This window comes from Sulfuritalea sp. (assembly GCF_031426875.1).
GTDB lineage: Bacteria > Pseudomonadota > Gammaproteobacteria > Burkholderiales > Rhodocyclaceae > Sulfuritalea.
Genome location: NZ_JASJPC010000017.1, coordinates 1 through 10,616, shown reverse-complemented (window position 1 = coordinate 10,616; position 10,616 = coordinate 1). Strand labels below are relative to the sequence as shown.

Here is a 10,616-nt window from a genome sequence, read left to right as displayed (position 1 = left end):
GCAGCACCACCTTGATGCTGCGCGAGCCCATATCGATTCCTGCGGTAATCATGTTTCGCCTTTCCTTCCTTAAAAACAATGGGCCACAGAGGACACAGAGATCACAGAGAAAAACCTGTCGGCTCGTTCATTGCGGCAAACGATAGGCAATGGTTTCATCTCTGTGTCCTCTGTGAACTCTGTGGCTGGCTTTTCGGTTTTTGTTTCAGGCAGCCTGGCGACGCAGACCGAGCTGTTCCATGAAGGCATCGACCCGTGCCTGCGTGCGCACTTCGTCGAACTCGCGCTCGTCGCCCATGTTGCCTTCGAAGGTCATGATCGGAAAGCCGGCTTTGGCCATGGCCTGGCGGTTCTCCATGATGCCGACCGAGAGGCCTTCGCAGCCGCGGTTCAAGTGCATCATGCAGCCGTCGACCTTCCAGTCGCGGGCGATGTTGATCATCATCTCGGACTTCACCGAAGGATCGAAGAACTGCTGCCACAAGGGCTTCGACAGATTCCAGTCGGCATACAGGCGCAGCGCGGTGTCGCGGTCGTTCATTTCGATGCCTTTTTCCCACGGCAAGGTCCGGGCGCCCCAGCTGCCATCGGGCTTGTATTCCCAGGTGCCTTCGAGGCCGAAGGTGTAGAGCGAACCGATCGACACTGCGCCATAGGTTTCGAGGTAGCGGAAGATCTTGAGGAAAGGCCAAGGCGGCTGCGTGTCCGACATCAGGCGGCAGCGCTCGGTCGGCACCGCGGCGATGCCGCGCGCGACGCGATCCTTCACTTCCTCGTAGAGCTCGTCGTAGAAGTCGGCACACCACTGCGAGGACTTGTGCAGGATGGCCAGCACATACAGCGAGTACATGGTCTTTTCGTCGAGCGGCGCCGGCACCGCCTTCTGCAGTTCGCAGATCTGCGCCCAGCGGGCCGTCGAGCGCATCTCATTTTTGATTGCGCGTATCAGCAGTTCGTCGTCGCACTTGCGCCCGGTGGCCTTCTCCACGAAGTCGATCGAGTCGTGCAATTGCGAGGTCACGTAGTCGAGGCGGTCGGGCGTCATGTCGCGATAGGCGCCGACCGAGACATCGACGTAGAAATCGGGAATCTTCTTGGTCTGCGCCACGTGCTGGTACCACTTGGCGTGCGAGCAGCAAATCTGCGTCTGGTAGATGAAGTCCGACTTCGGCCATTCGCCGCCGTAGTAGTACTCGTTGAGGTGCATGCTGCCCCAGTAAATGCGCATGTAGGAGCACATGTCGCGGGCAAAGCCCTGGGCTTCGGCGGCGTCGAGGCAGCGCTGGGTGAATTTGCGGTCGAGCGAGACGCCGGCGGAATAGGGCTCGCCGGTGAGCGGGTAGACGTCGTCGCCGAGCGAGGTCGGGATCGCGTCGAAAGACCAGCCGGCGGCTGACCAGCGGATGCCGCCGTTTTCCTTGGCCCGCGCAAAATTCTGGTAGTACTGTTCGCGCAGCTGTTTCGCCTTGCCCCACAGCTTGAGCGACTCGGTCGGATACAGATTCTTTGAAGTCATGATTTATCTCCTGGTGGCTCAGAACAGCTCTTCGTCGCTCAAGGTCTCGAGCATGGCTTCGACGCGAATCCGGAAGGGGCCGATGGGGTTGGTGATGTCGAATTCGAGGAACAGCGTCGGGATACCGTTGCTTTCGAGATGACGTTTGAGATCCGGGTAGTCGCCCTCGTGCGGATCGCAGAACTTCTGCTGCAGGAAGATCGCGGCGCGCGCGTTGTAATCCTTGGCCAGCGTGAGCACATGGTCGAAGCGCGTGTGGGCCGGGTAATCCTTGGTCGGGCAGGCCGGACGGTCGCAGTAGCGATCGGCGATCGCCTTGATCACGTCGTCCTCGGGCTTCGACTCGTTCCAGAAGTAGCGGGTGCCGGAACACTGATCGTCGATGACGATGGTCGATCCGACCGACTCGACCATGTTCATGAAAGCGAGGTCGTCGTTTTCCGAACCGATGGTCATGAAACGCACGCCTTCGGGACGATTCAACTGACGGGTAGGCAGCGCGGCAAGGACCTTCTTCAACAGTTCGTTATGCTCGCGCTTGTCCACAAACTGCGCGGTAATCGAGGCGTAGAGCGCTTCGCAGCCCGTGATCTGCGGATTGGCGACCTTGCGGTATTCGAACAGCTCGCGCAACAGGCGGCGGTTTTCGTCGACCACGGCCAGCGCTTCCTTCAACATGGCATCGGTCAGCGGCTTGCCGGTCAGGGCTTCGAGGAAAACCCGGAAGCGCTGGATTTCGGCGCGGTGCACCTTCCGCGCGTGGGCCGACTGGACTTCATTCGGCATGGCGACGTAAAAGTCCCACTTCACTGTCGGCACGTTCTGCCGCCACGAGCTGTAGGTCTGTCGGTACTGGATGCAGGACTGCGTCAGCGTGACGCCTTCGGCATAGTCGTAGCGGCCGAGCAGGCCCTGCGCCAGGGAATCGCGGCAAAAGGGGCAGAACATGCCGAAGATGTGCGGCTCGGTCACGTTCTGCGGTTCATGGGCGCCGATCACGCGCACCGGCAGCATGCCGGCGGCCAGCAGCAGCTCTTCCGGTGAATAGGTGCACATGGTGGCCACCACCTGGCCACCGGTACGCGCTTTCCAGTCACGCGCGTAGTCGTGACGTTTCTCGTACCACTCCTGGAACTGGTCAAACAGCCCATCGTTCATACACTGATCTCCTTGTCTAGGTTTGCCCTGGCTTACCCGGGAATCGCATTTCCCGGCGCAACACGAATCGCAACGCTCTGAACCCATCGCCAGCATCGGCCGAATGATTGATCTCCAATCACTGAATGAACGTTCACTCGCTGCCAGTGTAAAGTGGCGTTTGGAAAAAAGCAAGCCTTTCGCAAGGGTCTTTCAGGGCGAGAATTGAACCTAATCCGCAGATGACGCAGAGAGAACAACGGAGTGGCCTGCGCCAATCGGCGAAATCTGCGGATCAAATGCTTTTTGCAGGGTGAACGCGACCGGCGGCGGCGGTCGACGCGGCGGCAAAGCACAACGCTGGCGCAATGGCCACGCGGGTTCGCTTGCCCGCGGCGCGGATATCAGCCGCCGTGGCGGCGGTGGCGGTACATGAGGAACGGACGCTGGCGAAACGTCAGTTCCTGCTCCAGGCTGGCGCCCAGAGCTTTGGCCAGCGCAATCGAGCGGCTGTTTTCGGCATCGATCAGGCTGATCGGCTGCATCTGCGGCAGATGCAGCGGCAGTATCGCCAGCACGGCGCGGGCCGCCTCGCTGGCGTAGCCCTTGCCCCAATGGCTACGGATGATGGCCCACTTGATCTCGGTTTCCGGCCACTCGGAAGGAAACCAGAGTCCGACCAGGCCGGCGCTCATGCCCGACAGCTTCTCTTTGAGTACATAGGGGCCAAAGCCCTTGCGTTCCCAGTGGCGTACCAGGGAGCCCAGCACGCGCTGCGTTTCCGTCTCGGGCAGCGGGTTCTGGAAAGTGAAGCGGGCGCACTCGGCATCGCTGTAGTACTCGTGCAATGCCCGCCAGTCCTCTGCCCGTGGCCGTGTCAGGAGGAGGCGGGAGGTCTCCAGCCGCTCCGGAATCGCCGTGTTGCTAGCGCCGACTTTCGAGGAAGCGGGCGACACTGGCTTGCGTCTCGGGCAGCGCCAGCAGCGCGGCGCTGCCGGCCAGTTCGGTTTCGTAGCCGTCGGCGCTGCCGTCGATGGCGATGTTGATGCAGTGCTTGCATTCGGCAGTCGCCCGCGGTGGCACGGCGGCGATGCGCTGCACAGTGGCGCGCGCGGTTTCTTGCAGCGCGGCGGACGGCGCGCTCCATTGCGCCAGGCCGAGCGCGACCGCGTCGCTGCCGCTGACGAGTTCGGCGCCGAGTATCAGGCGCCGCGCCACGGCTTCGCCGCAGATCCGCGTCATGCGTTGCGTGCCGCCTGCGGCGGGGAGCAGTCCGAGTCCGGCTTCGGGCAGGCCGATCTTCGCGCTGTCGGCGACGATGCGCAGGTCGCAGGCCAGGGCCAGCTCGAAACCGCCGCCCATCGCGGCGCCGCCGATCTCGACCAGTGTCACCTTGGACAGGGCCTCCAGCCGGGCAAAGACCTCCTGCATGCGGCGCGTGAGGGCGATCATGCGCTCGCGGCCGGCGGCACTGTCGAGGATGCTGTGCATCAAAGCCAGGTCGGCGCCGGCGCAAAACGCCCGCTCGGAGCTGCGGATCCAGAGCACGCCGACCGTCTCGGCGCGCTCGACTTCAGCCAGCACCTGGTCGAAGCGCGCCACCCATTCCTCGTTGATGGCATTCACCGGAGCCCGGCACAAGGTCGCGGTTGCTACCGCGCCATCGATGTTCAGCGTAATCATTGCTTTCTTTCCGTGGGCGTGCCGGCGCTTGGCGCGGCACGCGGTATTGGATTCAGAGTCAGGCCGCCACGGCCCGTGGCCGCTTGCGGCGCCGGGCCGGCGATTCGGCCGCTTTCGATTTGCTCTCGGCGATCAGGGATTCGCTGCTGAAGGCCGCCGTGCGCTGCGCGACGCCCGCCAGGCCGCGACGTCCCTTGGCTGTCAGGAAGGGCTCGATCATCAGCTTGATGCCTTCGCCGATATAGCTTTCCAGCGAGTAGTGCTCGCGCAGAACCCAGTGCTTGAGCGCCCACGAATGCGCATACATGACAAGCTGGTAGGAGGCCAGATATTCGTTGAGCGGCTGCATGTAGCCGCCTTCGACGCAGGCATGAAGGCATTGTTCGATGAGCCGGTTGGTGCGCGACTCGGCATCCTTGATCAGCACCCGGCGATCCGGGCGCAGCGACTTGGTGGACCGATAAGCCAGCACCGTGGCCTCGCGCAGGCCATCGACGATGTGGCAGTAGGCCCACACCGCGACGCACAGCCTTTCTACCGGGTGCTCGACGCCTGCCAGCTGCGTCGGGATCTCGTTCTCGTAGCTGTCCAGCACCATCTTCAGGCTGAGGAAGAGGATGTCGTCCTTGTCGCGGAAGTACTGGTAGATCAGCCCCGTGCTGACGCCGGCCTGGCGGGCAATCTGCTGGATGGTCGTCGTGTAATAGCCGTCTTCCGAGAACAGCTTGACCGCAGCGCGCACGATCTGGCCGCGCCTCTCTTCGACCAGCTTCGGATCGGTAACCAGCGCCTGAACATCACCTGCAGAACCCATACTTGCCTCCTTCTCGGTTCGTTTTTTGTCGGCGCACAGTCTGCCACGAAGCCAGCCTGGCTGGGCGGAAGAACAGCGAAGCATTCACGCCGGGGATAGCGGTTCGCACCGCTCCATCCCCGGATTGACGCCATTTAACGCTCATGGCTCCAATATGCCATCCCGCATTCTTAAATCTCTTACCTTCGATGGACACCAAGTTGGCAAATGGGCCCGCCCCTCCCATCCTCCCCTCGCGGGGAGGCTACTGATTGGCTCGCTTCGCTCGATCCTGAGAATGCGCGCATGGCGATGCATTTCCCGCTAATTGCCTATGAACTTGGGTGTTTCCTTGGCGACGAAGGCGTGATAGGCGATCTTGAAGTCCTCGGTCTGCATGCAGATGGCCTGGGCTTCGGCCTCGGTCTCCAGCGCCTGCTCGATGGTCTGGTTCCACTCCTGATGCAGGCACTTCTTGGTAACGGAGTGGGCAAACGCCGGGCCGTCGGCGAGAGATCGGGCCATGTTGGTGGCTGTCGCCAGCAGGTCTTCCTGGGCGACGACGCCATTGAAGAAGCCCCACGCCTGGCCTTCCTCGGCGCTCATCATGCGCCCGGTGTACAGCAGTTCCGATGCGCGGCCCTGGCCGATGATGCGTGGCAGGATGCTGCAGGCGCCCATGTCGCAACCGGCCAAGCCGACCTTGACGAAAAGGAAGCCGGTCTTGGCTTTCGGCGTGCCATAGCGCAGATCGCTGGCCATGGAAATGATGGCGCCGGCGCCGCAGCAGATTCCGTCGACGGCAGCAATGATGGGCTGCGGACAATTGCGCATTTCCTTGACCAGGTTGCCGGTCATGCGTGTGAACTTCAGGAGACCGGTCATGTCCATCTTGGTCAGCGGGCCGATGATTTCATGCACATCGCCACCGGAGCAGAAGTTGCCGCCGGCGCCGGTGATCACCACCGCGCGAACGTCCTCGGCGTACTGGAACTTGTGGAAGGTATCGCGCAGTTCGGCGTAGCTTTCGAAGGTCAGCGGGTTCTTGCGCTCGGGGCGGTTCAGCGTGATGGTGGCGACGTTGTTGGCGACTTCGAGCTTGAAGTGTTCAGGACGCCAGTCTGCGGCTTTAAGCTTGTACATGTAGTGCTCCTTTTGTTTTCAGATTCGGGATGGGGGGGCTTAGCCGGCGAGGGTCAGGCCGCCGCTGACGCTGATGGTCTGGCCGGTGACGAACGAGGCGCGGTCGCTGGCGAAGAACAGGATGGCATCGGCGATTTCGGAGGGCTTCGCCAGGCGGCGCATCGGCGTGGCCTTGACGAAGGCCTCCTGGTGCTTCTCCGGCACGGCGCGCAAGAGCGGCGTGTCGGTCGGCCCCGGGCAGACGCAATTGACGTTGATGCCATAGCGCGCGACTTCGCGTGCCAGCGACTTGGTAAATGCGATGGCGCCGCCCTTGGCCCCCGAGTACATGGTTTCGCCGAGGCTGCCGACACGGCCGGCGTCGCTCGATACCGTGACCACCTTGCCCGAATTGCGCTCGATCATTCCCGGCAGGAAGGCGTGGGTCACGGCCACCGGGCCGAGCAGGTTGACATCCATCACCTTGCGCCAGAACTCCGGCGTGTTCTCCATGAAGGGCTGGATCTTGCCCCAGCCGGCGACGTTGGCGACGATGTCGACCTTGAGGTTCAGCGCATCGGCGGCGCCCTTGAAAGCGGCTACCGATGCCAGGTCGGCAACGTCGAGCCGGCTGAAGTCGGCGGCCTGTCCCTTGGCGCGGATCGCTTCAGCCACTGCCTTGCCATTCGTCTCGTCGAGGTCGCCGATCAGAACATGGGCACCGGCTGCCGCCAGCGCTTCCGCGGTGGCCTTCCCTATCCCCGATGCTCCCCCCGTTACTACCGCTGTCTTGCCGTTCAGTCGCATGATTGTCTCGCTTTCTAAGTAGGAAAGAATGCCTTGTGCAGTGCCGGATTCAGGTTTGCTTACCCTCGAATCGGCCCTCCGCTCATGACTGAATGATTGCTCAGTCAGTCTGACAAGTCAACCCCCCATAAATCATTTTGAATGGCGCATGAAGCGCTTGACTTTCGATATGAATGAGCGTTCAATCATGTCAACAAGAAAATCCGACGGCACTGATTTCCGTCACGGATGCGCGCTGCTCGATCAGCTTATCGGAGGAGATGAAGGCATGAAAACGCCAGTAGCGCAGGGGCGCGACAGTAAGGTATGCGCCGTGAGCGCGGCAGGGGAGCGCGCATGATCGAACTCGAACCGGGTTCGGTCGAACACGTTGGTCATCCCGAAGAACCACCGCACAGTCCGCTCGGTTTGCGCCTGCTGGCCGTCAGCCGCGCCCTGGCCTACCTCGGTGGCGCGATCATGATCCTGCTGATCGCCATGTCGCTGGTGTCGATCGTCGGCCGCAAGCTGTTCTCGCTGCCGATTCCCGGCGACCTCGAAATCATGCAGATGGGTGCTGCGGTGGCGGCGGCGATGTTCTTTCCCTGGTGCCAGATCAACGACGCCCACGTTCGCGTCGATTTCTTCACCACGCGCCTGCCGGCGCGGGCACGGGCGGCGCTCGACGGCATTGCCGCGCTGCTGCTCGGCGGCGTGATGCTGCTGCTGTCCTGGCGCACGGCCGTGGCGGCGCTGGCCTCGAAGGCTTCCGGCGACTCCTCGCTGATGCTCGGCCTGCCGCAGTGGGTAGCCGAGGCCCTGATCGTGCCGAGCCTGGTGGTGTTCGCCATGACCGGCTTGTATATCGCGCGGCGCCGCTTCCGGCTCGCCTGCAGGGGAAGGAAATGAGCGCCGCCCGCCGGGCCGCCCCAAGGGCGGCGCAGCCAAACTACGGAGCTGCGCAGCAGCGAACCATCGTCACCCCCTGCCTTGGGGCGAAGGCAGGGTTTCGCGGAGCACTGCTCCGCTCTGCCGTAGCCGGCCGGCTATGCAGAGCCGGCCGTGGGGTCGGGGTTGCGGGGAGGGTAGTCCAATGAGCGGCACCACGGTAGGTCTGATCATGTTCGGCATCCTCATGTGCCTACTGGTGCTGCGCGTGCCGATCGGGATTTCGATGTTCCTGGTCGGCGCCGGCGGCTTCCTCACCATGCTCGGCGGCGGCGCCGTGCCGCTGCTGCTCAGTTCGCTGAAGAACCTGGTCTATGCGCGGCTTTCCAATTACGATCTCTCCGTCATACCGATGTTCCTGCTGATGGGTCAGTTCGCCACCCACGGCGGGCTGTCCAAGGCGCTCTTCAGCTGCGTCAATGCCTTTGTCGGCCACTTGCGCGGCGGCGTGGCGATGGCCGCGGTGGGCGCCTGCGCCGGCTTCGGTGCGATCTGCGGCTCTTCGCTGGCGACCGCGGCGACCATGGGCCAGGTGGCCCTGCCGGAGCTGCGCCGGCACAAGTATTCCGGCGCGCTGGCGACCGGTACGCTGGCCGCCGGCGGAACGCTGGGCATCATGATTCCGCCTTCGGTGCCGCTGGTGATCTATGCCGTGCTGACGCAGGAATCGATCGGCAAGCTGTTCATGGCCGCCGTGCTGCCGGGTCTGATCGCCATGCTCGGCTACATGATCGTCATCCGCATCGTGGTCACGCTGAAGCCCGAAGCCGGTCCGGCCGGTCCCCGCGTGTCATGGCCGGAGCGGATGCGGGCGCTGGGCCGGGTGTTCCCGGTGCTGATTGTCTTCCTCGTGGTGGTGGTCGGCCTCTACGGCGGCTGGGCCAATCCGACCGAGGCCGCCTCGATCGGTGCGGCGGCCTGCGGCATCCTCGCCGTGGTTTCCGGCGGCATGCGCCTGCAGGGCGTCAAGGACAGCATCCTCGGCGCGGCCGAGGCCACCGCCATGATCTTCCTCGTGCTGCTCGGCGCCGACATGCTGAATTCCGGTCTGGCGCTGACCCAGATGCCGGCCGAACTTGCGAACTGGGTCAAGGGCAGCGGGTTCTCGCCTTTGCTGGTGATGGCATCGATCCTGCTGATCTACGTCTTCCTCGGCTGCGTCATGGATTCCCTGGCGATGATCCTGCTCACCATCCCGATCTTCTACCCGGTGGTGATGGGTCTGGATTTCTGGGGCATGAGTCCGGACGACAAGTCGATCTGGTTCGGCATCCTGGCCCTGATGGTGGTGGAAATCGGCCTGGTGCATCCGCCGGTGGGCATGAACATCTACATCATCAACAGCCTGGCCAAGGACGTGCCGCTGATCGAGACCTTCAAGGGCGTGATGCCTTTCCTCGCTTCCGATTTCCTGCGCATCCTGTTGCTGCTGTTCTTTCCCGGCATCACGCTCTACCTGGTGCACGCCTTCGGCTCTTAACGCTTCATTCCACGCTCCCATTTCATCCCGCAGCACACTTAAACCATAACGACGATAGGAGACACGATGCAATCATCCCGCATACTGAAGTCGGCGCTCGCCACCGCATTCCTGGCATTGGCCGCGACGCAGGCAGCCGCCCAGGAAACCGTGACCCTGAGGGTGCACCACTTCCTGCCGCCCAGTTCCAACGCCCACGTCAAGATGATCGAGCCCTGGTGCGCCAAGATCGCCAAGGATTCGGCGGGCAAGCTCAAGTGCCAGATCTATCCGGCGATGCAACTCGGCGGCACGCCGCCGCAGCTCTTCGACCAGGTCAAGGACGGCGTCGCCGACATCGTGTGGACGCTGCCCGGCTACCAGGCCGGACGCTTCCTCGCCACCGAAGTGTTCGAGCTGCCCTTCATGGTCTCCAGCGCTGAAAAGGCGTCGAAAGCCCTGTGGGACTACGCCGCGAAAAATGCCAAGGACGAGTACAAGGGCGTCAAGCCGCTGATCTTCCACGTCATCCCCGGCACGCAGTTGCACACCACCAGCAAGCAGATCAAGACCCTGGCCGATTTCAAGGGCCTCAAGCTGCGCGCGCCGAACCGCATGGCGACCAAGCTGGTCAGTGCGCTGGGCGCGACGCCGGTGCCGATGCCGGTGCCGCAAGTGGCGGAAAGCCTCTCCAAGGGCGTGATCGACGGCACGGTGCTGCCCTGGGAAGTCATCCCTTCGCTGAAGATCCAGGAAATCGTCAAATTCCACACCGAGACGGCTGCCGGACAAGCCTTCATCGCCACCTCGGCCTTCGTCTTCGCCATGAACCCGGCCCGCTACGACAGCTTGCCGCCCGAGCTGAAAAAGGTAATCGATGCCAACAGCGGCGCCGCGACCTCGGCCTGGGCTGGCAAGATATGGGATGGGGCGACTGCCCCGGCACGCCAGACCGCAGTCGATCGCAAGAACACCTTCTACAGCGTGCCGGCGGCCGAAGTGGCGAACTGGCACAAGCCGGCCGATGGCGTGATTGCGGACTGGGTCAAGGAAGTCGGTGCCAAGAACATGGACGGCACGAAGCTGATTGCCGAAGCCAAGGCCTTGATGAACTGAAAGCTTGTGAATAAATCTACTGCGCGTGCCGGATCGGGGCTTGGGCGGCTCATTTG

At 63.0% G+C, this 10,616-nt stretch carries 11 protein-coding genes; 4 read left to right on the top strand and 7 right to left on the bottom strand.

The window, feature by feature from the left end; all coding sequences use genetic code 11:
* Nucleotides 1-205 precede the first annotated feature (205 nt).
* The 7 genes from bzdO to RMO95_RS07630 all read right to left on the bottom strand — a co-directional run bounded on the left by bzdO (nt 206) and on the right by RMO95_RS07630 (nt 7,058).
* Nucleotides 206-1,516 (bottom strand): benzoyl-CoA reductase, bzd-type, subunit O, encoded by a 1,311-nt coding sequence (gene bzdO / locus RMO95_RS07660; protein WP_310450019.1) that lies wholly within the window; start codon nt 1,514-1,516, stop codon nt 206-208.
* An 18-nt stretch (nt 1,517-1,534) separates the two neighbouring features.
* Nucleotides 1,535-2,674 (bottom strand): benzoyl-CoA reductase, bzd-type, subunit N, encoded by a 1,140-nt coding sequence (gene bzdN / locus RMO95_RS07655; protein ID WP_310450018.1) that lies wholly within the window; start codon nt 2,672-2,674, stop codon nt 1,535-1,537.
* Nucleotides 2,675-3,057: 383 nt separating this feature from the next.
* Entirely contained in the window at nt 3,058-3,609 is a 552-nt protein-coding gene (locus tag RMO95_RS07650) for a GNAT family N-acetyltransferase (protein WP_310450017.1), read from the bottom strand.
* Nucleotides 3,578-4,336, bottom strand: coding sequence for an enoyl-CoA hydratase/isomerase family protein (locus RMO95_RS07645; RefSeq protein WP_310450016.1), 759 nt, complete (start codon nt 4,334-4,336; stop codon nt 3,578-3,580). Before RMO95_RS07645 ends, RMO95_RS07650 begins: the two co-directional genes overlap by 32 nt.
* Nucleotides 4,337-4,394: 58 nt before the next feature.
* Nucleotides 4,395-5,150 (bottom strand): TetR/AcrR family transcriptional regulator, encoded by a 756-nt coding sequence (locus RMO95_RS07640; protein ID WP_310450015.1) that lies wholly within the window; start codon nt 5,148-5,150, stop codon nt 4,395-4,397.
* Nucleotides 5,151-5,453: 303 nt separating this feature from the next.
* Nucleotides 5,454-6,272: an enoyl-CoA hydratase family protein gene (locus RMO95_RS07635; protein WP_310450014.1), complete on the bottom strand. Its 819-nt coding sequence runs from the start codon at nt 6,270-6,272 to the stop codon at nt 5,454-5,456.
* Nucleotides 6,273-6,311: 39 nt separating this feature from the next.
* Complete coding sequence (locus RMO95_RS07630) at nt 6,312-7,058, bottom strand: SDR family NAD(P)-dependent oxidoreductase (RefSeq protein ID WP_310450013.1); 747 nt, start codon at nt 7,056-7,058, stop codon at nt 6,312-6,314.
* Nucleotides 7,059-7,206: 148 nt separating this feature from the next.
* Here RMO95_RS07630 and RMO95_RS07625 point away from each other — a divergent pair, with 148 nt between their 5' ends.
* From RMO95_RS07625 to RMO95_RS07610, 4 genes are all read left to right on the top strand, one after another.
* Nucleotides 7,207-7,398, top strand: coding sequence for a hypothetical protein (locus tag RMO95_RS07625; RefSeq protein ID WP_310450012.1), 192 nt, complete (start codon nt 7,207-7,209; stop codon nt 7,396-7,398).
* Nucleotides 7,395-7,946 carry a TRAP transporter small permease gene (locus RMO95_RS07620; protein WP_310450011.1) on the top strand — a complete coding sequence of 184 codons (552 nt, stop codon included), beginning with the start codon at nt 7,395-7,397 and terminating at the stop codon, nt 7,944-7,946. The genes RMO95_RS07625 and RMO95_RS07620 overlap by 4 nt, the downstream gene beginning before the upstream one ends.
* 184 nt (nt 7,947-8,130) lie before the next feature.
* Entirely contained in the window at nt 8,131-9,465 is a 1,335-nt protein-coding gene (locus RMO95_RS07615; protein ID WP_310450010.1) for a TRAP transporter large permease, read from the top strand.
* 66 nt (nt 9,466-9,531) lie between these two features.
* Nucleotides 9,532-10,560, top strand: coding sequence for a TRAP transporter substrate-binding protein (locus tag RMO95_RS07610; protein WP_310450009.1), 1,029 nt, complete (start codon nt 9,532-9,534; stop codon nt 10,558-10,560).
* The last annotated feature ends 56 nt before the right edge of the window (nt 10,561-10,616 follow it).

Coding starts and splice junctions, on each gene's coding strand:
- RMO95_RS07635 (WP_310450014.1), bottom strand. CDS start 6,272: ATGTACAAGCTTAAAGCCGCAGACTGGCGTCCTGAACACTTCAAGCTC.
- RMO95_RS07630 (WP_310450013.1), bottom strand. CDS start 7,058: ATGCGACTGAACGGCAAGACAGCGGTAGTAACGGGGGGAGCATCGGGG.
- bzdN (WP_310450018.1), bottom strand. CDS start 2,674: ATGAACGATGGGCTGTTTGACCAGTTCCAGGAGTGGTACGAGAAACGT.
- bzdO (WP_310450019.1), bottom strand. CDS start 1,516: ATGACTTCAAAGAATCTGTATCCGACCGAGTCGCTCAAGCTGTGGGGC.
- RMO95_RS07620 (WP_310450011.1), top strand. CDS start 7,395: ATGATCGAACTCGAACCGGGTTCGGTCGAACACGTTGGTCATCCCGAA.
- RMO95_RS07615 (WP_310450010.1), top strand. CDS start 8,131: ATGAGCGGCACCACGGTAGGTCTGATCATGTTCGGCATCCTCATGTGC.
- RMO95_RS07610 (WP_310450009.1), top strand. CDS start 9,532: ATGCAATCATCCCGCATACTGAAGTCGGCGCTCGCCACCGCATTCCTG.
- RMO95_RS07640 (WP_310450015.1), bottom strand. CDS start 5,150: ATGGGTTCTGCAGGTGATGTTCAGGCGCTGGTTACCGATCCGAAGCTG.
- RMO95_RS07625 (WP_310450012.1), top strand. CDS start 7,207: ATGAAGCGCTTGACTTTCGATATGAATGAGCGTTCAATCATGTCAACA.
- RMO95_RS07645 (WP_310450016.1), bottom strand. CDS start 4,336: ATGATTACGCTGAACATCGATGGCGCGGTAGCAACCGCGACCTTGTGC.